Below are 18,934 nucleotides of genomic sequence, written 5' to 3' on the forward strand. Positions count from 1 at the left end.
CCCTAGAATTTCCAATAGTTTAATGATTTACGGATTTTAAAGTTGCGAATCCAATTTTTTGGCTTGTTATCTTGCCAGCCGCTTTCTAGCACATCAGTAATAGCACTCAGAACTCTCGCTGAGGATTGCCCATCTAAATATGGCGTTATTGACGGGCCGTAATGAGCGATAGCGTTATCTCTGTCTTCATCAGCTAGCATCGCTTGCTTAATTGCTGACTCTAATTGCTCGGCTTGAGTAATGTTAATAAAGCTTGCTTGAGGATCACGATTATTCATCGTAACAACGGGTTTATTGAGCAACAAAAATTCCTGAAATATCGATGAGTTATCACACACCATCACATCAGCACGATGCTGCATTTCTATCACTCGATCATTATCAAAGAACAGAAGATTATCGCCTTCTAACGCCTGATATTTTGCTCGTGTCTCTTGTTTCATTTTAGGGTGCAATGTCACTAACCATTGCCACTGGCTTTGTTGGCTTAGGCGCTTAAGCTCTTCATAAACCAATTCAGCACACGATAAGCTTGGCGAAAAAGTGGAAGCGAATAGAATTTGAGGCCTCTCATGACGCTTCTCACCAGCTTGATAATTAAACAAGCTATCTAACTTCAACCACCCGGTCTCTTTTACTTGAAAATAGCCACGCTGTTTAGCTAACGGCTCAAGCGAACTTGTTCTTTCATGGCCTTCAGTGCAATACAAATCAAATAGACCACGCTCAGGGTATAAGTTCCCTCGTTTGCTCTCGTTTAAGCCATGAAATACTTGCACCTTCAATCCTGGAATAAAAGCAGGAACGCGATCACCGGGCACTAAAACAGCTGAAGGGTAAAAGGAGACAGCTTCAGCTAAAGAGACGCTCTGTTCATGCTCTAGTAAAAGATGTTCAGAAGCCTCGTCACCAACAAGCAACCACTTAACATCGTGGCCGAGCTGCTTCGCGTAATCATAGAATGGGCGAAGAATAGCAAATGAATAATTTTGCTCGACGTAGAGCAAGAAACGATAGGTTTGATCGGTTTGCATAAGCGATGAGATAAAATTCACCATGTCCGTTTGAAAGCGCAACTAAGCATTTAATTATAACGCTCTTTACTTTCGAGATTGAAGAAAATACTCTTCTGAATATTGATTTTACCTTCTGGTGTCACTGTTCTTATGCTTATACGACTTATCTATACTCTCATATTGTCATTAGCTTCTCCGCTACTGCTGTATGGGCTTTATAAGAGCAAACCCGGAAAACCAAGTTTCGGTAAGCGCTGGAAAGAACATTTCGGTATTACGCCGCAAACTCAAGGTAAAAGCCCTATCTGGATTCATGCAGTGTCGGTTGGTGAATCTATTGCTGCGATACCTATCATTAAACAACTGAAGCAGCGAGATCCAAATCAAGCCATCATTGTTTCCACGACAACCAGCACGGGTGCTGAGCAGATAGACAAGCTTGGTGATTTGGTCGAGCATCGTTACATGCCGATTGATTTTTTTTGGTGTGTGCGAGGCTTCCTCAAATCAGTTAAACCAAAGCAAATGTTGATTATGGAAACAGAACTGTGGCCAAACACACTGCATTGCGTCGCGAAAGCTGGGGTTCCTATTTCAGTACTTAACGCTCGTCTATCCGAACGCTCGTGCCAACGCTACGCCAAATTCCAACCTGTGTTTAACCTTCTAGCAAAAAACCTATCTCAAGTACTCTGCCAGTCCCCTAGTGATGCGGAACGTTTTGCTAGGCTAGGGCTAGATAGGTCATCTGTCCATGTGACAGGCTCAATCAAGTTTGATATTGAAGTCTCTTCTGAACAAATTGAAAAAGGTAGGGCATTAAGGGAGCAAGTAGGCTTTGAACGTGATGTCTGGATAGCGGCCAGCACTCATCAAGGCGAAGATGAAATTATCTTAGACGCTCATAAACAGCTCCTTAAAGACAATCCTAATACCTTGCTGATCATTGTGCCTCGTCACCCAGAGCGATTTAGTCAAGTGACGAAGCTGGCTAAACAGAACGAATTCAACACCATCACTCGAACGAGTCAGCAGCCAATCACCTCTGATATTGAAGTGTATATTGCTGATACGATGGGGGAAATGTTGGTATTACTCGGTGGAGCTGATGTGTGCTTTATGGGAGGAAGCCTTGTGGGCGATAAAGTAGGCGGCCACAATCTTCTAGAGCCGGCGGCCCTGCAGTTACCTTTACTGAATGGCCCTAGCTATTTTAACTTCGGCGAGATCACTGACAAGCTACTGGAAGCCAATGCCGTGGTTATTTGTCAAGATAGCCAAGATATCACAGGCCAACTCCAACAACTGTTCAAACAATCAGAACTGCGTAAAACTAAAGGCTTAGCGGCTTATCAAGTAGTTGAGCAAAACCGAGGGGCGTTGCTCAATACACTCATGAAAATATAAAGCTATTAACTATATATCTTGTTTAATACTTGATACTTATGTAAAAAACGGTTTTTCATTATTTTCTGGTTTTTCTCGTCCACTTTAAGATTATGATCAAAACTTAACGGGATTTCAGTCAACGTATTGTAGCTATAGACAGAGATCCCTTCAGCCTCTACCATCTCAGTAAAATTAGGTGTACCATCTTTTACATGTATCCTACCAGTACCACCAGATACATAGCTTCTAGCTGTGCTCATGCTCCCTCTACCCTGTAAAATAATATCAGAGCAAGACATGAACAATGCGTTATAATTAATGTTGTTTGTTGGAGTTATATAGCTGATATCAACTACACATTTCATCTTGAATAATGCCAAAAATGTATCGATAACGAGCCTAGAAAACACTCTTTTAGGTTTAACGAAAACTAACAATTTATGTTGATTTAAAACTCCAGCCATACCTAAACGATAGATAATTGACAAAATCTCAAGCACTGTGAAAGAGTCAGCTTTTGCACCTATTAATATTTTATTTTCTGCTTGGGTTTCCTCTACGAACTTAGACCGCATACATTCAAATTCATCCCACAGCTCACTGGGCATCGACTTAAAGGCATCCCTTGCGTCATAAAAATTGAGTTCTTGTCGTTTCAGAATTTTTTCAAGTGAGGGACGGAAGTAGGGTTCTGGCGCAATAAAGTTAATAACTTTGCTCAGGACAAATAAGCAGTCTTCATTAATCTGATTGTTTCTCGTTTGGATTAAGCTACCATGCTTGTCGATTGTTTTGAGCCAACGAGCTACTTCATCATCGGTCAAGTGAATGTATAACTTACCGATAAATTTATCTGAACACTCCAGAAGACTCTTTAGAAAAGGAGCATTACTTAGACTTAAGCTAATTGAAGTTACTGTCTTGCAACTAACAAGAGCAGCTGGATCAACATTACGATAGTTTACTAACTTTACGTTCGTACCTTTTAGGTGGTTAATTTGATCGCTTTCAGATAGAGATATCAGAACTATATCTTCTTCTTTAATCGAACATTTTCTAATAAGTACATCAATGTACAATTTCGTAAAAACGTGGTTTTCAAAACCAACAATGAGATTTTTATTTAAGAACATCTACATAACTCCCAACATGTAACCATCATTTAGGTATCCCCAATCCGATTCCTGCCATTGAACCTGACGCTTGTTCACTTCTTTTAAGAACGAGCGCTTTAAGCGATTCAAGTTGCCTTCTTTCCAGTCATCACCCGCTTGATGACCACACTTATCAAAATCAATAATCCACACCTTTTGCGAGTCATCAAGTAATATATTATGAATGTTGAGATCGGTATGATTAACCCCAGCATCGTGCATCTTGCGTACCTCTTGCCCAATTCGACGATAAATATCCGCATCTATTGGGCCATTGACCAAGACATCAACCAGATCTTTGGCATTGGGAATTCGTTCAGACATTAAGTCCGCTCGATAAAGTAGTCCGCTTTTAATGGCTCTAGCAGCAATGGGCTTCGGTACATTCACACCTGCGTTTGCCAATGCCTTGAGAACATTAAGCTCCATCGCACAGCGCGTGCTTTCCCAATCAGAGAAACGATATTGGTCTTCGACTAGCTTCCCAAACAATCCGCCACGGCGATAATGGCGCAATGCGGCCTGTATTCCATCAAGCTGAATGAACCATGTGGTACCGCGTCCTTGAGCACTGCCTGAAATGGCGTCTTGTTGCTGCCAATATTCAGCCTCAAAGATCTGAGCGATATCGCCCTCTGGTACCTGAGCCAAAAGTTCAGGGTCGTACCAAATTGTTTGGTTCTTGGTGCTAATCGTTTCCATCTATGAGGCCTTTGGGTCGCTTTTCGTCATTGCTATTTTACAACTAATGCGAGTATCTGCATAATTCTGATGTTATTCACTTTTTTCGGGCACTTTATGTCACTGTTCTCAACTGCACCTCAATCTCTTTGCATACTTCGCCTCTCCGCGATTGGCGATGTTTGTCATGCTATTTCTGTAGTTCAAGCCATCCAGAAGCAGTGGCCTGAAACGAAAATCACTTGGATAACGGGCAAAATAGAAGCCATGCTGATCGGCGATCTACCCGGTATTGAGGTGATTGTTTTCGATAAGAAACAAGGCTTCAAAGGAATGCGTGAATTATGGCGTCAGCTATCTGATCGTAAATTTGATGCACTTCTGCACATGCAAGCCGCACTCAGAGCCAGCGTGCTATCTTGGGGGATCAAGGCGAAGTGCAAAGTGGGATTTGGCAAAAACCGTACTCGTGAAATGCAGTCACTCTTTACCAACCGCCATCTACCTATTTCAGATAAGTTTCATGTGTTGGATAACTTTGCCGAATTTGCTCGCTACATTGGTGTGCCTTTTGATAAGCCTCAATGGGATATCCCTTTAACACCTGAAGATGAACAATTAGCAATCAGCACTATGGCAGACAAGCCGACCTTGGTTATCTCCCCAGCTGCAAGCAAAGATTCACGCAATTGGTTAACTGAGCGATATGCAGCTATTGCTGATTATGCTGTCGAACAAGGCATGCAAGTGGTGTTATGTGGTTCTCCGGCACCAAGAGAAGTTAACCTAGGTAGCGACATCGAAAAATTATGCCAGTCGCCAGTAACCAACTTGATTGGCAAAACGAACTTGAAGCAACTGACTGCCGTACTGAAACATGCAACGGTGGTATTGGCACCTGATACTGGCCCAGCTCACTTGGCAACTACGCAGTCAACGCCTGTAATCGGCTTGTACGCACACAGCGATCCTCGTAGAACAGGCCCTTACAACGATCTCGATATCGTAGTGAGTGTTTATCAACAGCATGTAGAAACGCAACAAGGTAAGCCAGTCGCAGACCTTCCATGGGGAACTCGCGCAAAAGGCGATGATCTAATGAAGGACATCACCGTCGAGATGGTAAAGCAGAAACTCGATAAGGCCTTAAACTCTAGTAAAGCACCGAATTCGAACACTACATTAAGCAAGGACAGCTGATATGAGCACACACGTTATTTACCCAGGGACTTTTGATCCTGTGACCAATGGCCACCTTGATATTATTGTTCGTGCCGCGAGTATGTTTGACCATATCACCGTTGGAGTAGCGGCGAGCCCAAGTAAAAAGACCATGTTTGAATTAGATGAACGAGTAGAGCTATTACGCGATGCCGTAGCTCACCTGTCTAATGTATCTGTTGAAGGGTTTTCTGGATTACTTGTAGATTTTGCCAAACAACAGAAAGCTAACGTGTTGGTGCGTGGTTTGAGAACAACAATGGATTTTGAATACGAGTTTGGTCTCACGAGCATGTACCGGAAGTTACTGCCGGGCCTTGAGAGTGTATTTCTAACCCCTTCAGAAGAGTATGCATTTCTCTCTTCGACAATAGTTCGAGAAGTGGCTATCCATGGTGGGGATATAAGTCAGTTCGTACCTCAAAAAGTAGCAGACGAAATTAAAATAAAAACAGCCAAGTAGTATTCTCATCGAAAAAGTAGCGCTCGTTGGCGCTATTTTTGTAAATGCTATGAAGTTTAAAGCGAGTAGAGGCTAGACAAAAATCAAGTTTTCATTCTCAGTACGCTTTAGGAAATCGTATTTCAAAAAGGCCTATTTGTACTAATTCCGGTGAATACCAACAACGTCATACGCCTCACGCATAGCCTCTCTAGCACTGCAGAGCCTATAACAGTGAATCAAGCCACGATGCATCAACATTCTTGAAGCCCGTCACAACCATAACTGCTAACTAAGTGAACAATCATTACAAAAAACTAGGCGAGTGATAACATAGTTCATTATAAATAAATACATCAATATAGCTCTATGAAATCATACTGTATTACCTTAAAAGCAAATCATTGTAGGCAAAAATCAACAGCAGATACCCTTAAGGATGTTCAGGTTGATTTTGAGTTTTTTATTGGGGTGGATGCGCGAACCGATGAACACCCTCTACTAACAAGAATTCACGATAGAGCTTTTTTACACAATATGGGTAGGTCGCATGCAATTGGAGAAGTTGGATGTTATGCAAGCCACTACCTTATTTGGCAAAAATGTATCGAGCTCAATGAGCCAGTTTTAGTCTTCGAAGATCATGCCGATATTGATATCGACATATTTCGTAATACACTGACTATCGCCGAGCAGCATATTGAGCAGTGTGGCTTTATTCGCTTACAAGACAGTAAGAACAAATTACATTACTCAGTTGATAGGTACGATACCCAACACCTTGTAAAGTATTTGAAAGTACCTCAAGGAACCGCCTGTTACGCTATATCTCCCAAAGCTGCACAAGCTTTCATCGAACAAAGTTCAACTTTCAATTATCCAGTCGATGTATTCTTACGGAATACTTGGATTCATAAACATCCCATGTTTGGTGTTTCTTCTGCAGGATTGCAGCGTAGTAAACGGCCGTCAATTATCGGTAGCCGTAAACATAAAGGTAGAAAAGACTATTCTGTAGCCTTTATGAAGATTGTGAACAAAATAAAGAGTATGGCACTCAATCTATCAACAAACCTTTATCACCTTGCAGTCCTAGATAAAGAGTTCAGACCAAAGTTCTAGAGATAGGAAAAGTAAACTCACATTAAATTGTCCCCTCTCTCTTTATATTTATGCTTATGTTTGTATTTATAATTAAAAAATAACCATGCGATTGCCTATAAAAATAGCGCTCATTGAGCGCTATTTTTAATGAAACCGTGACTTTTTAAAGCGAGTAATAGGCTTTATACCAATCCGCGAAAGCTTTTGCTCCTTCTTGGATCTTCACTTGAGGCTTATAGCCAACTGCTTCAAACAGATCGTCAGTATCAGCGCAAGTCGCGTACACATCACCTGGCTGCATTGGCATGAAGTTCTTTTTCGCTTCAACACCTAGAGCACCTTCTAATGCTTCTATGTAATCCATCAATTTAACGGGGCTACCATGGCCAATATTAAATACACGATACGGCGCAGAACTGGTTGCTGGTGAACCTTGCTCTACTGTCCAATCTGGTTGCTTAGCTGGAATACGATCTTGAACACGGATAATACCTTCAACGATATCATCGATGTAGGTAAAGTCGCGCATCATATCGCCATTGTTATAGATGTCGATCTCTTTACCCGCCACGATTAAGTTCGCAAACTTAAACATCGCCATATCAGGGCGGCTCCAGGGGCCGTAAACCGTAAAGAAGCGAAGGCCTGTCGTTGGTACGTCATATAAATGAGAATAGGTATGTGCCATCAGCTCATTCGACTTCTTGGTCGCTGCGTATAGTGAGATCGGGTGATCAACACTGTCTGCTGTATGGAATGGCATTTTTTGATTCAAGCCATAAACAGAGCTTGATGATGCATAAACGAGGTGTTCAACCTTGTTATGGCGACAGCCTTCAAGAATAGCTAAGTGACCGACAAGGTTGCTATCGGCATACGCCATTGGATTATCAATTGAGTAACGAACGCCAGCTTGCGCTGCTAAATGAATCACACGGTCAAACTTTTGCTCAGCAAACAGCTTCGCCATGCCTTCTCTATCAGCAAGATCCAGCTCGATAAAAGTCAGGTTTTCATGTTCAATGCGTTTTAGTCGGTCATGTTTTAAAGAGACTTGGTAGTAATCATTTAAGTTATCAATACCGATAACCTCATGTCCTGCCGCACATAGTCGCTCTGACACTGCGGAGCCGATAAAACCGGCAACGCCAGTTACTAAATATTTCATTCTACTATTCTCAATTCGTATCATTAATGTAATTGTAGCGACTAGCCCGCATATCTACTAGCAGTAAAAAGTTAACGTAAGTTCAGTTTTTTTAAACTTGGCACTCTTCACAAAAGAACGTATTCCTCTGCCCTATTTTTAACTCTTGAATTAGAGCTTCACAGTTAGGGCACTTTTCACCGGCTTTCCCATACACTTGTAGCTCTTGAGCAAAATACCCCGGCTTGCCATCTGCTTGCGCGAAATCTTTTAAAGTAGTGCCACCTTGTTTGATAGCAGTCGCAAGTACCTCTTTAATCTCTTGAGTTAACAAGACCCACTCGGCTTGAGTTATCTTATTAGCAGGGCGAAGTGGATGAATTCGTGAAGAAAATAGTGCTTCATTTGCGTAGATATTTCCCACACCGACCACCACTTTGTTGTCCATAATGAACTGTTTGACGGCCACTTTACGCTTTTCTGCTTTCTCAGCAATGTAATCAGCGTTGAAGTCATCGGTTAGTGGCTCAGGGCCAGATCCCAGTAATACAGTATGTATCTCATCAGGCGCCGACCAGAGCCACGCACCAAAGCGGCGCGGATCGTTATAACGCAGTACCTTGCCATTGGTGAGCTTAAGATCCACGTGATCGTGCTTTGCTGCAGGAAAATCGGCATCTAATATACGCAATGAACCAGACATACCGAGGTGAACTATAGCTGTGCCCATATCGGTTTCAATCAATAGGTACTTTGCGCGACGCGAGATTGATCGAATCACCTGCCCTTCTAATTTCTTAAGTTCTTGAGGGATATCCCAGCGCAGCTTAGGCGTGCGAAAAGTCAGGGATTTAATCGTCTCGCCAACTAAATGAGGCGAGATCCCCATGCGGCTTACTTCAACTTCGGGTAATTCAGGCATAGTTAGTCGTCCGATTTCATTGGTTTGTCTGATATAGACTGCTTGTTTGATGTAGATAGTTTGTCTGATTTAAAGGACTGGTCTGAGCCAAAGCTTGGAAACAAGTAGCTCTCTTCAATAGACACCGCCAACCACTGATCATTCCAGTTTTTTAGCAGCCAGAACTGAGGCAGTTGATAATAGGTAATGCGTTGTGGTTCTTCTTGATCTTGATACCACACCTCGATGGTGTGCGGGGTATTCAGTTGTGGTGAGAGGTCGGTATAGGTTTGAGAGTCGACTTCGGTACCCACAAGCTCTTTCCATCGCTGCGACAACTCTTGTGCACTGGTAGTTTGAGGAAGTGTTGTCTCTTTAAATTGATAAACCCAATGATCGTCTTCTAGCACAACTGACCAATTAGCAAAGTGCAAAGCTTGAAGCTCGGCTGTTGGGTTTAAAAGGTAAGGATAAAGACTGCTTACCTGAAGTTCAGATTCAGGCTCAGGTTCGATAAGGTACGTTTTGATCAAGGTTGGAAGATTTAACACCCCAATAAAAGCAATCACGCTTAACATGAGTATGTTATTCCATCGACGTCCACGATATCTCATCTGATTCTGCTCATCTAACCTATTGAGTGTTCAGTATATCGTGAAAAAGGCGATACTTTCTATGTTGCGCTGTTTTCTATCACATAAGCCCATCGGCAAGTGTAACGTCTGTGCGGTAGGTGCCAAATTGAGCCAATGAAACTTACGTCTATCAAAAACACTGAGTCTTCTCGAAAAAGCTTAAGCTTCTCAAAAAACCTTAGACCTCTCAAAACAATGGGGCTTCCCAAATTTTGGACATAAAAAAACCCAGCTATAAGCTGGGTTTTTAATTTATTCTTCTATAAAAGAAGAGACAAAGGGGCTATCAATTACTTGATTTTAGCTTCTTTGTACATAACGTGCTGGCGAACTACTGGATCAAACTTTTTGATCTCAAATTTGCCTGGCATGTTACGCTTGTTCTTGTCAGTTGTGTAGAAGTGACCAGTTCCAGCAGAAGATACTAGACGGATTTTCTCACGAATGCCTTTAGCCATTGCTTAATTCCTCTTAAACGTTTTCGCCACGTGCACGGATATCAACAAGAACAGCATCGATGCCTTTCTTATCAATAATACGCATGCCTTTAGCAGTTAGACGTAGTTTAACAAAACGTTTTTCGCTCTCTACCCAGAAACGGTGAGTTTGTAGGTTCGGCAGAAAACGACGCTTGGTAGCATTGCGTGCGTGTGAACGGTTATTACCCGTTACTGGACGCTTACCAGTTACTTGACATACTCGGGACATGAATGTCTCTCCAAATCGTTTCAGCTCGATATCAACCTTGGTGGCCGAACCTCTCTATCAATTCTGAAAATAGAGGTAAAAACCATAATGGAAAATCCATTCAAGGCTATCAAAGGTCGCGTATTATACTAACTTGACATGCATTGCTCAAGACCCGAACAGATCCTTTTTAAGGATTTCGTGATCTTTTTTTGAACAGGGCAGCTATTTGAGTAATCAGAGCTGATTTAAGGTTCTAAAATGTGGGCGGAATGATAGCAGATTTAACGCAACTAACAACCTAAAATGTGATTCAAATCCATCCGCGCTCTGCAAAAGAGATAACTTCACCATCTCCAACCACAAAATGGTCGAGAATTCGGATGTCCACCAGCGCCAATGCGTCGGTTAATCTGCGTGTAATTCGCCTATCTGCTTGACTTGGCTCCGCGACACCAGAAGGATGGTTATGCGCCAGAATTAATGCTGCTGCATTATGATGAAGTGCCCGTTTCACTACTTCTCTAGGGTAAACTGATGCGGCATCGATGGTTCCTTCAAACATCACTTCATCCTTTATTACTCTATTTTGGTTATCTAGGAACAAGATATAGAAGGCTTCTCGCTGGCGATCGCGCAATATACTCGAAAGATACAACTTGGTATGGCTTGGGCTAGTGAGTGCATCGCCTCGAGATAAAGTTTCGGCCAAATAACGTTGCGTCATCTCTAAAACGGCCTGCAACTGGACATATTTCGCCTGCCCCATCCCTTTATGAGCACAAAACTCAGTCTCGGTTGCAGAAAAAAGTTGGCGCAGTGAACCAAAATCTTTGATCAACTTGTCAGAAAGCTCTAAAACATTCATTCCTTGTGTACCCGTTCGAAGAAATATCGCTAACAACTCCGCATCACTTAAAGAATCTGGCCCTCGACTCAGTAACTTTTCTCTTGGCATCGACTCAACAGGCATCTTACTTATAGGCATATAAAGGCTATTTAGGGTCATGAATACGATCCATCAGCTTAATGAGCTTGCAACCAGAGATCCTTTGATAAAGAGAAAAGGAAACGAGTCGCTAGCAAAACCGTGTAATTGATAAGTTTGATAACACCAATTTGATGAGCATCAAGTCTGTTCCAATTCTGCTTCTAGGCACTAATCCTTTGTTCTGATATCGTAAGTCCCAGAGAAATTAAGGAACAGAATCATGCAAACATTGGTTAATCAACTGGATAACGCTGACCTACAAGGCCTAGCTGGGAAAAAAATCCTACTTGGCATTAGTGGTGGTATCGCTGCGTATAAATGTGCCGAACTGACTCGACGCTTAATTGAACGAGGGGCGCAAGTACAAGTCGTGATGACGAATGCAGCCAAGGAGTTCATCACTCCTCTCACCATGCAAGCCGTCTCTGGAAGGCCAGTGTCTGATAGTTTGCTTGATCCTGCTGCTGAGGCTTCCATGGGACACATCGAGCTAGCGAAATGGGCTGACCTCGTTTTACTAGCTCCCGCAACCGCAGATCTTATTGCGCGCATGACCGCAGGCATGGGTAACGACCTACTGACCACTTTGGTTTTAGCAACCGATGCGCCAGTTGCGGTATCCCCAGCAATGAACCAACAAATGTACAGCAACCCAGCAACTCAAGAGAACATCGCCACGCTAAAACGTCGAGGCTGTGAAATCTGGGGACCCGCTGCTGGCGAACAAGCCTGTGGTGATGTCGGCATGGGTCGCATGCTAGAACCAATGCAGCTCGTGCACCGTTGCGAAGACTTCTTCCAACCTAAACCACTTGCTGGCCGCTCTGTGTTAATCACTGCAGGCCCAACTCGTGAAGCCATCGACCCGGTGCGTTACATTACCAACCACAGCTCAGGCAAGATGGGCTATGCACTGGCTGAAGCGGCCGCGAAACAAGGCGCAACAGTGACTCTAATCAGTGGCCCTGTTTCATTAGCGACGCCAAGCAAGGTTAATCGTATTGATGTCGACAGCGCACAACAGATGTTTGATGCCGTTAGTGCCAACGCGGCTCAACACGATATTTTCATCAGCTGCGCCGCAGTTGCCGATTACCGCCCTGAGACCATTGCAGACCAAAAGCTTAAAAAGGTCGATGGTAAAGATGACATGACCATTCAAATGGTTAAGAACCCGGACATTGTCGCTTCTGTAGCCTCAATGTCCGAAGGTCGCCCATTTACTGTTGGCTTCGCTGCAGAAACTCAAGATGTTGAGAAATATGCTCGTGGTAAACTGGAAAGAAAGAACCTCGACATGATTTGCGCCAATGACGTTTCTGTCGAAGGCCAAGGCTTCAATAGCAGCAGTAATGAATTGCACCTTTATTGGAAAGACGGTGATAAATCTCTGCCACTGGATAGCAAAGATACCCTTGGTTTCCAGATCCTCGATCAGATCCAACAGCTTATTGGTGCATAAACGCACAAATTTGCTCTGACAATCTGCTGACACCTCTCGATTCTGTTGACCTAGGGCTCACAAAACTAGGAAACAGAATTGAATGGTGTTTATAATCCTGCTTCACTCAATCCTCATCTTTAGGAAAGGAAGTAAATAGATGGCTGGTACTCGAAAATCAAACCGTCGTGAAGAAATCCTACAAGCTCTCGCACAAATGTTGGAATCGACCGAAGGTGCTTCTCGTATCACAACGGTAAAGTTGGCCAAGCAAGTCGGCGTATCTGAAGCTGCGCTCTACCGCCACTTCCCAAGCAAAGCTCGCATGTTTGAAGGCCTGATCGAGTTCATTGAAGAAGCGTTGATGTCTCGAATCAACCGTATTCTAGATGAAGAGAAAGACACACTTGAGCGTATTCGCTTAGTCATGCAGCTTATCTTGGTCTTTTCTGAGCGTAACCCTGGATTGACTCGTATTTTGTCGGGTCATGCTCTAATGTTTGAAAATGAACGCCTGCGTGAACGCATCAATCAGCTTTTTGAGCGTATTGAAACTCAGCTTCGACAAATCCTGCGTGAAAGAAAGCTTCGTGAAGGGAAATCGTTCCCGGTTGATGAGAAGATCTTAGCGGCTCAACTGCTCGGTCAGGTTGAAGGCAGCCTGAATCGATTTGTACGTTCTGACTTCAAATATCAACCGACAGAAAACTTTGATGCTTATTGGGCACTGCTGAGCGCTCAGATTAAGTAGCAATCAAATTAAGTAGCAATCAAATCTTAAGTGATGGTTATGACGACGAAAACTTCTCCGACAAACAGTACGGCACAACACGTTATTACTAAGCCACCTTTTACTCTGGCACTACTCCACCCTAAATACTGGGGAGTGTGGTTCGGTTTTGGGCTATTGGCGCTTATCGTTAATGTTCTCCCTTACCGTATATTATTACTGCTAGGTCGTTCATTGGGCTCTCTTGGGGCTCACTATGGTAAAAAGCGCGTAGCGGTCGCAATACGTAACTTGGAACTCGCCTTCCCAGATAAGCCAGCAGACGAAGTCGCTGCCATGGTCAGTGAAAACTTTAAAAATACCGGTATGGCGCTGATCGAAACGGGCATTACCTGGTTCTGGCCAACGTGGCGTTTCAAAAGAATCCTAGTGGATAAAGACACCCAAACACTACGAACTCACAAAGCCAACGGTAAAGGTGTGTTGTTGTGCTGTGTGCATGCTTTGAACCTAGAGATCACTGCGAGAGCAATGGCCGTTCTTGGTATTTCTGGTTTAGGTGTTTATCGCCCGCACAACAACCCAGCTTACGAATTCATTCAATACCGTGGTCGTACTCAGAACGGCAATCGCCTTATTCACCGTAAAGACGTGAAGCGTATGATTCGAATCCTGCGTCAGGGTGAGATCCTTTTCTATCTGCCGGATCATGACTATGGCCGCAACAAGTCTGTGTTTGTGCCTTTCTTCGCAGTAGAAGATGCGTGTACCACAACAGGCACCAGTATTCTGGCTTACACTAGCCGATGTGCACTTGTTCCGGGGTCTGGTTTTAGAAATGCCGATGGTAAGTATGAAATCATGGCGGATGAGTCCATCGAAGATGACTATCCACGCAAAGATGAAAAAGCCGCGGCCGCTTATCTAAACCGTTATCTTGAGAAGATTATTTTGCGAGCGCCAGAGCAATGGATGTGGCTGCACAAGCGTTTCAAAACCATGGAAGACCCAGAAATTGAGCGCGGTATTCGTTATAAATAGATAAGAAAGCAGCTCATCTCAATAGAAAAGTAAAAGGCCCGAAAGAGTTATCTCTCTCGGGCCTTTTTACTTTTTCGATTCTTAACCTAGAGCGCTAAACCATCAGGTTCAACTTCTTCAGTTTACGAATTAGATACCATATTGAGCGCGGTACGCTTTGACTGATTCTAGATGTGCTGCGTCGGTGCCTTTCTCTTCAAGGAAGGTCACCAGATCAGTCAGGCTAACGATTGAGATAATCGCACAACTAAAGTCACGCTCTACTTCTTGAATCGCAGACAATTCGCCTTTGCCCTTCTCTTGGCGGTCAATCGCAACAAGCACACCCGCTAAGTCAGCGCCGTTTGCTTGGATGATTTCCATCGACTCACGGATCGCAGTACCTGCAGTGATCACGTCATCCACTAGCATGATACGACCTTCAAGTTCGCTACCCACTAGGTTGCCACCTTCACCGTGGTTCTTCGCTTCTTTACGGTTGAAGCAGTAAGGCGTGTCCACATCGTGGTGATCCGCTAGTGCAACCGCTGTTGTCGTTGCAATTGGGATACCTTTGTACGCAGGGCCAAATAGTACGTCGAACTCAATACCTGAGTCTGCCAATGCTGCTGCGTAGAAGCGACCTAAGCGTGCTAGGTCACGACCTGTATTAAACAATCCAGCATTGAAGAAGTAAGGGCTCTTACGGCCAGACTTTAAAGTAAACTCACCAAACTTAAGTACTTCTTTCTCTAGTGCAAATTCAATAAATTCACGTTGATATGCTTTCATGTTTTTCCTCTACGTTTATCCAATAAAACTTAATTAACTTAAACTCTTCTTAGTATCTTCTAAGTAGTCGTGTTTTCCGCTAGGCAACAAGCTTACGAAACCCGTGAGCTTACGAGTAGTAAGTGATTCGGGTGAGTAAGCACAGTTAACAACGCGGAGGGCGCGAATACGAAGAAGATAAAAAAATAGCCCCCAATGTGGGAGCTATCTAGAAACTAGTCGGCCAACGCAGCTTTCTGCGCTTCGACGATATCGGTAATGCCCTTATTCGCCAGGGCTAAAAGCTGCATCAGCTCTTCGTGGCTGAACGGTTCGCCTTCTGCGGTGCCTTGAATCTCAATCATCTTACCGTCTTCCGTCATTACAACGTTCATGTCGGTATCAGCTGCTGAGTCTTCAACGTACTCAAGGTCACACAGTGCTTGTGCACCAACGATGCCCACTGAAACTGCCGCTACGTGGCCTTTCATTGGGTTCTTTTTCAGTTTACCGCTTGCAAGTAAGCTGTTGATAGCATCAGCCATTGCAACGCTTGCACCTGAGATAGAAGCAGTACGTGTACCGCCGTCTGCTTGGATAACATCACAATCGACAGTGATCATGATTTCACCCATTACTTTCAGGTCAACAACAGCACGTAGGCTACGCGCGATCAGACGTTGGATTTCCATCGTACGACCACCTTGCTTACCGCTCGCCGCTTCACGACGGTTACGAGTGTGCGTTGCACGTGGAAGCATGCCGTATTCAGCGGTTACCCAACCCTTTCCTTGGCCTTTTAACCAACGCGGTACGTTTTCTTCTACCGTCGCATTACATAGAACTTTAGTGTTGCCGAACTCAACTAATACAGAACCTTCAGCATAAGCTGTGTAGTTACGAGTAATTTTAATTGGACGAATTTGATCTACAGCGCGGTCATTTGGACGCATTGGTATCTACCTTATTAACAGTCTGAAGTGATTTACTATCGAAAGAGTGCATCACCTAAGAAAGGGGTGAGACAGTTTTGATTGGGGCAAGATTATATAGCAGTTTATCTTTCAAATCTATTTACCATTCAAAGCGACTTACGACTTAAAGCGACTTACGACTCAAAGATACTTACCGTGAAAGGCTATTTATCGCGGAAAAGCGACAGGCTTCGGGTGCACCCCGTATCGTGATACTATGCGTGCGCGTTATTTTCAGAATGATAAAAGACAGGAAAATTCGATGATTTATAGTATGACCGCGTATGCACGCAAAGAAGTAAAAGGCGATTGGGGTACAGCAGTATGGGAAATCCGTAGTGTAAACCAACGCTACCTTGAAACTTACTTCCGTATGCCTGAACAGTTCCGTGGTTTAGAGCCGATCTTGCGTGAGCGTTTCCGTAAGCGTCTAGCGCGCGGCAAGGTTGAATGTAACCTACGCTTCGAAGCAAACCCAGCAGCAAAGGGTGAACTAAGCATTAACGAAGGTTTGGCTCAGCAGGTGATCAATGCCGCTAACCAAGTTATGACGATGACAGGTGAAGACAGCCGTTTGAACCCATTCCAAGTCATGAACTGGCCTGGCGTGATGGAAACGCCAGAGCAAGACATGGATGCCATCAACAAAGATCTACTGGAAGCATTTAACGATGCTATTGCAGAGTTCATTGATGCTCGTGCTCGTGAAGGCGAGAACATGAAGGCGCTCATCGTACAGCGCTTAGATGCAATCACTGAAGAAGTCGTGAAAGTTCGTGCACGCATGCCTGAGATCCTAGAATGGCAACGTGAGCGCCTTCTTACCAAATTTGAAGATGCTAAAATTGAACTTGAAGGTTCTCGTGTTGAGCAAGAACTTATCCTACTTGCGCAGAAGTCAGACGTAGCAGAAGAGCTAGACCGTCTAGACTCTCACGTGAAAGAAGCAAATGTAGTACTGAAGAAAGGTGGCGCTTGTGGCCGTAAGCTAGACTTCATGATGCAAGAGTTCAACCGTGAGTCAAACACACTAGCGTCTAAGTCTATCAGCACAGACATAACAGCATCAGGCGTAGAGCTCAAAGTTCTTATCGAACAGATGCGTGAGCAGATCCAGAATATTGAGTAGATTCCCCTCTACTCCAAACACTTCCACAAGGTCCTTGTTTATAAGGGCTTTGTTATTTTTACCATCCATACACATCCATAAAATTCATCAACAGCCACGAACAAACGGGGAGTATCGTGGGTAGCACTTTGCTATTTACTCCCCACCGTAGTATAAATATCACAACATACTCCCCACTTCTGGAGGGTGATGTAATAATAAATTCTATTAGAGCTATAAATTCAAGGAGATAGAGATGGGTAATCTCACCGTCAACCAAGTTAAGGCGATAGTAAAAGACCAAAAAACAGGTCGTCATGCCGATGGTGATGGTTTCTATCTAATGATTCCTAGAGTAGGTCGACCGTACTGGATGCTAAGGTACACCCTTTTTAAGAAAAGAAAGGAGATGACAATTGGCAAGGTCGATGAACTTTCTCTTGCCGATGCAAGGTTGAAAGCTGCTGAGCTTCGAAAGCAAATAAGCGAAGGGATTAACCCAATTGCAGAAAAAAAGCGGAGTAAACAAGCTGATATACAAATAATCGATGATCTCTTCGAAGACTGGTACAAGGATTTGTCCAAAAGGCTCAAGCACCCCAATATACCTAAGCGTATCTACCAGAAAGAGATCTCTCCGCAAATTGGTCAATACACGTTGAAACGTGTCACCCCTTTAGATATCCGTAACATCATCCAAATAGTCGCTGACAGTGGCCGTCCAACCACAGCCAATGACACGCTAATGTATTGTAAGCAGCTTTTTAAACACGGTATGAAGATTGGTGTTATTGAGTCTAACCCTGCACTAGCATTTTCTAACTATGATGCTGGTGGCATTGAAGAGAGCCGAGATCGTGTACTAGAACTGGAAGAGATTAAACATGTTTTTTCCGTCTTCAATCAAAATATATATAGTTTCAATCGAGACAACTACCTAGCCTGTACTCTGCTTCTTTGTCTTGGGGTTCGTAAGTCAGAACTAACAGAAGCAAAATGGGCAGAGTTCGATTTTGGTGGTGCTTTATGGCACTTACCAGCCGAGAGAAGTAAATCTGGCACAAGTTTCACTATTCCTCTTCCGGAGCTGTGCATAGAATGGTTTAAAGAACTGCATATGCGAGCTTGTGGCTCGGAGTACGTCTTCCCGAATAGAAGGGAAAGCAAAGTACCTCACATGGGCAAAGACACATTGAATAGAGCTATTTCAAAGCTATTTGGTCGAGAGTCCGGTCGTAAGGTACAACCACCAAATAAAATGGGCGATATCAAACACTTTGCGGTTCACGATCTACGCCGCACCTGCCGTAGCCTACTCGCTTCAGAACGAGTTTCTAGCCATATTGCCGAACGCTGTTTAAATCATAAAATTAAAGGAGTGGAAGGTATTTATGACCGTTATGATTATCTTGAGGAGCGTAGAGAGGCACTTGAGAAAGTCACTGAGCTAGTAAAAGACAGTGTCTGGTCTGTTTAGGCGATCAAACTCTTGGCAGTTGTTATTAAAGCTGAACTGAATACG

Annotated in this window: 20 protein-coding genes; 9 read left to right on the plus strand and 11 right to left on the minus strand. The window is 43.7% G+C overall.

Annotated elements, in window-relative coordinates; all coding sequences use genetic code 11:
* Positions 1-2 precede the first annotated feature (2 nt).
* Positions 3-1,034: a UDP-N-acetylglucosamine 2-epimerase gene (locus tag AACR09_RS16400; protein ID WP_108086641.1), complete on the minus strand. Its 1,032-nt coding sequence runs from the start codon at positions 1,032-1,034 to the stop codon at positions 3-5.
* 132 nt (positions 1,035-1,166) lie between these two features.
* On the opposite strand from AACR09_RS16400, the gene waaA reads away from it, so the two are divergent.
* Positions 1,167-2,423 carry a lipid IV(A) 3-deoxy-D-manno-octulosonic acid transferase gene (waaA, locus tag AACR09_RS16405; RefSeq protein ID WP_193834417.1) on the plus strand — a complete coding sequence of 419 codons (1,257 nt, stop codon included), beginning with the start codon at positions 1,167-1,169 and terminating at the stop codon, positions 2,421-2,423.
* 5 nt (positions 2,424-2,428) lie between these two features.
* Here waaA and AACR09_RS16410 read toward each other — a convergent pair whose 3' ends face one another.
* Both AACR09_RS16410 and AACR09_RS16415 read right to left on the minus strand, forming a co-directional pair.
* The gene (locus tag AACR09_RS16410) at positions 2,429-3,538 is read right to left on the minus strand and encodes a hypothetical protein (RefSeq protein ID WP_193834418.1); all 1,110 of its coding nucleotides are present in this window, start codon (positions 3,536-3,538) and stop codon (positions 2,429-2,431) included.
* On the minus strand, positions 3,539-4,261 hold the full coding sequence (locus AACR09_RS16415) for a 3-deoxy-D-manno-octulosonic acid kinase (protein ID WP_102445965.1): 723 nt from the start codon (positions 4,259-4,261) through the stop codon (positions 3,539-3,541).
* Positions 4,262-4,357: 96 nt separating this feature from the next.
* Between AACR09_RS16415 and AACR09_RS16420 the strand changes: the two genes are divergently transcribed.
* The 3 genes from AACR09_RS16420 (at position 4,358) to AACR09_RS16430 (ending at position 7,025) form a co-directional block, all read left to right on the plus strand.
* Positions 4,358-5,440, plus strand: coding sequence for a glycosyltransferase family 9 protein (locus AACR09_RS16420; RefSeq protein WP_193834419.1), 1,083 nt, complete (start codon positions 4,358-4,360; stop codon positions 5,438-5,440).
* Position 5,441: 1 nt separating this feature from the next.
* A complete protein-coding gene (gene coaD, locus AACR09_RS16425; RefSeq protein WP_193834420.1) occupies positions 5,442-5,924 on the plus strand; it encodes a pantetheine-phosphate adenylyltransferase in 483 nt (160 codons plus the stop codon).
* A gap of 348 nt (positions 5,925-6,272) precedes the next feature.
* Positions 6,273-7,025, plus strand: coding sequence for a glycosyltransferase family 25 protein (locus AACR09_RS16430; protein WP_102445962.1), 753 nt, complete (start codon positions 6,273-6,275; stop codon positions 7,023-7,025).
* Positions 7,026-7,170: 145 nt separating this feature from the next.
* Here the strand turns inward: AACR09_RS16430 and AACR09_RS16435 are convergent, their stop codons facing one another.
* The 6 genes from AACR09_RS16435 to radC form a co-directional block, all read right to left on the minus strand.
* Positions 7,171-8,175, minus strand: coding sequence for an NAD-dependent epimerase (locus AACR09_RS16435; RefSeq protein ID WP_193834421.1), 1,005 nt, complete (start codon positions 8,173-8,175; stop codon positions 7,171-7,173).
* A 91-nt stretch (positions 8,176-8,266) separates the two neighbouring features.
* Positions 8,267-9,076 carry a bifunctional DNA-formamidopyrimidine glycosylase/DNA-(apurinic or apyrimidinic site) lyase gene (gene mutM / locus AACR09_RS16440; protein ID WP_151408853.1) on the minus strand — a complete coding sequence of 270 codons (810 nt, stop codon included), beginning with the start codon at positions 9,074-9,076 and terminating at the stop codon, positions 8,267-8,269.
* A gap of 2 nt (positions 9,077-9,078) precedes the next feature.
* Complete coding sequence (locus tag AACR09_RS16445; RefSeq protein WP_193834422.1) at positions 9,079-9,633, minus strand: hypothetical protein; 555 nt, start codon at positions 9,631-9,633, stop codon at positions 9,079-9,081.
* Positions 9,634-9,980: 347 nt separating this feature from the next.
* Complete coding sequence (gene rpmG / locus AACR09_RS16450) at positions 9,981-10,148, minus strand: 50S ribosomal protein L33 (protein WP_002535344.1); 168 nt, start codon at positions 10,146-10,148, stop codon at positions 9,981-9,983.
* A 13-nt stretch (positions 10,149-10,161) separates the two neighbouring features.
* Entirely contained in the window at positions 10,162-10,398 is a 237-nt protein-coding gene (rpmB, locus tag AACR09_RS16455; RefSeq protein ID WP_004728407.1) for a 50S ribosomal protein L28, read from the minus strand.
* Between the two features lie 292 nt (positions 10,399-10,690).
* On the minus strand, positions 10,691-11,365 hold the full coding sequence (gene radC / locus AACR09_RS16460) for a RadC family protein (RefSeq protein ID WP_026012282.1): 675 nt from the start codon (positions 11,363-11,365) through the stop codon (positions 10,691-10,693).
* 223 nt (positions 11,366-11,588) lie between these two features.
* On the opposite strand from radC, the gene coaBC reads away from it, so the two are divergent.
* From coaBC to lpxL, 3 genes are all read left to right on the plus strand, one after another.
* Complete coding sequence (coaBC, locus tag AACR09_RS16465; RefSeq protein ID WP_102487733.1) at positions 11,589-12,830, plus strand: bifunctional phosphopantothenoylcysteine decarboxylase/phosphopantothenate--cysteine ligase CoaBC; 1,242 nt, start codon at positions 11,589-11,591, stop codon at positions 12,828-12,830.
* Between the two features lie 139 nt (positions 12,831-12,969).
* A complete protein-coding gene (gene slmA, locus AACR09_RS16470; protein ID WP_016768952.1) occupies positions 12,970-13,560 on the plus strand; it encodes a nucleoid occlusion factor SlmA in 591 nt (196 codons plus the stop codon).
* A 39-nt stretch (positions 13,561-13,599) separates the two neighbouring features.
* Positions 13,600-14,580, plus strand: a complete 981-nt coding sequence (gene lpxL, locus AACR09_RS16475; protein ID WP_193834423.1) for an LpxL/LpxP family Kdo(2)-lipid IV(A) lauroyl/palmitoleoyl acyltransferase — start codon at positions 13,600-13,602, stop codon at positions 14,578-14,580.
* 129 nt (positions 14,581-14,709) lie between these two features.
* Here the strand turns inward: lpxL and pyrE are convergent, their stop codons facing one another.
* Positions 14,710-15,351 (minus strand): orotate phosphoribosyltransferase, encoded by a 642-nt coding sequence (gene pyrE, locus AACR09_RS16480; RefSeq protein WP_102487735.1) that lies wholly within the window; start codon positions 15,349-15,351, stop codon positions 14,710-14,712.
* A gap of 215 nt (positions 15,352-15,566) precedes the next feature.
* On the minus strand, positions 15,567-16,283 hold the full coding sequence (gene rph / locus AACR09_RS16485) for a ribonuclease PH (protein WP_004735726.1): 717 nt from the start codon (positions 16,281-16,283) through the stop codon (positions 15,567-15,569).
* A gap of 283 nt (positions 16,284-16,566) precedes the next feature.
* Between rph and AACR09_RS16490 the strand changes: the two genes are divergently transcribed.
* Both AACR09_RS16490 and AACR09_RS16495 read left to right on the plus strand, forming a co-directional pair.
* Positions 16,567-17,433 (plus strand): YicC/YloC family endoribonuclease, encoded by an 867-nt coding sequence (locus tag AACR09_RS16490; protein WP_004735725.1) that lies wholly within the window; start codon positions 16,567-16,569, stop codon positions 17,431-17,433.
* A gap of 235 nt (positions 17,434-17,668) precedes the next feature.
* The gene (locus AACR09_RS16495) at positions 17,669-18,889 is read left to right on the plus strand and encodes a tyrosine-type recombinase/integrase (protein WP_193834424.1); all 1,221 of its coding nucleotides are present in this window, start codon (positions 17,669-17,671) and stop codon (positions 18,887-18,889) included.
* Positions 18,890-18,934 lie beyond the last annotated feature (45 nt).

This window comes from Vibrio sp. OPT20, from assembly GCF_963889365.1.
Taxonomy (GTDB): domain Bacteria; phylum Pseudomonadota; class Gammaproteobacteria; order Enterobacterales; family Vibrionaceae; genus Vibrio; species Vibrio splendidus.

What these genes read in the sequence shown, in the direction of transcription:
- AACR09_RS16400 (WP_108086641.1), bottom strand. Translation starts at nt 1,034, where the DNA reads ATGCAAACCGATCAAACCTATCGTTTCTTGCTCTACGTCGAGCAAAAT.
- waaA (WP_193834417.1), top strand. Translation starts at nt 1,167, where the DNA reads ATGCTTATACGACTTATCTATACTCTCATATTGTCATTAGCTTCTCCG.
- AACR09_RS16410 (WP_193834418.1), bottom strand. Translation starts at nt 3,538, where the DNA reads ATGTTCTTAAATAAAAATCTCATTGTTGGTTTTGAAAACCACGTTTTT.
- AACR09_RS16415 (WP_102445965.1), bottom strand. Translation starts at nt 4,261, where the DNA reads ATGGAAACGATTAGCACCAAGAACCAAACAATTTGGTACGACCCTGAA.
- AACR09_RS16420 (WP_193834419.1), top strand. Translation starts at nt 4,358, where the DNA reads ATGTCACTGTTCTCAACTGCACCTCAATCTCTTTGCATACTTCGCCTC.
- coaD (WP_193834420.1), top strand. Translation starts at nt 5,442, where the DNA reads ATGAGCACACACGTTATTTACCCAGGGACTTTTGATCCTGTGACCAAT.
- AACR09_RS16430 (WP_102445962.1), top strand. Translation starts at nt 6,273, where the DNA reads ATGAAATCATACTGTATTACCTTAAAAGCAAATCATTGTAGGCAAAAA.
- AACR09_RS16435 (WP_193834421.1), bottom strand. Translation starts at nt 8,175, where the DNA reads ATGAAATATTTAGTAACTGGCGTTGCCGGTTTTATCGGCTCCGCAGTG.
- mutM (WP_151408853.1), bottom strand. Translation starts at nt 9,076, where the DNA reads ATGCCTGAATTACCCGAAGTTGAAGTAAGCCGCATGGGGATCTCGCCT.
- AACR09_RS16445 (WP_193834422.1), bottom strand. Translation starts at nt 9,633, where the DNA reads ATGTTAAGCGTGATTGCTTTTATTGGGGTGTTAAATCTTCCAACCTTG.
- rpmG (WP_002535344.1), bottom strand. Translation starts at nt 10,148, where the DNA reads ATGGCTAAAGGCATTCGTGAGAAAATCCGTCTAGTATCTTCTGCTGGA.
- rpmB (WP_004728407.1), bottom strand. Translation starts at nt 10,398, where the DNA reads ATGTCCCGAGTATGTCAAGTAACTGGTAAGCGTCCAGTAACGGGTAAT.
- radC (WP_026012282.1), bottom strand. Translation starts at nt 11,365, where the DNA reads ATGCCTATAAGTAAGATGCCTGTTGAGTCGATGCCAAGAGAAAAGTTA.
- coaBC (WP_102487733.1), top strand. Translation starts at nt 11,589, where the DNA reads ATGCAAACATTGGTTAATCAACTGGATAACGCTGACCTACAAGGCCTA.
- slmA (WP_016768952.1), top strand. Translation starts at nt 12,970, where the DNA reads ATGGCTGGTACTCGAAAATCAAACCGTCGTGAAGAAATCCTACAAGCT.
- lpxL (WP_193834423.1), top strand. Translation starts at nt 13,600, where the DNA reads ATGACGACGAAAACTTCTCCGACAAACAGTACGGCACAACACGTTATT.
- pyrE (WP_102487735.1), bottom strand. Translation starts at nt 15,351, where the DNA reads ATGAAAGCATATCAACGTGAATTTATTGAATTTGCACTAGAGAAAGAA.
- rph (WP_004735726.1), bottom strand. Translation starts at nt 16,283, where the DNA reads ATGCGTCCAAATGACCGCGCTGTAGATCAAATTCGTCCAATTAAAATT.
- AACR09_RS16490 (WP_004735725.1), top strand. Translation starts at nt 16,567, where the DNA reads ATGATTTATAGTATGACCGCGTATGCACGCAAAGAAGTAAAAGGCGAT.
- AACR09_RS16495 (WP_193834424.1), top strand. Translation starts at nt 17,669, where the DNA reads ATGGGTAATCTCACCGTCAACCAAGTTAAGGCGATAGTAAAAGACCAA.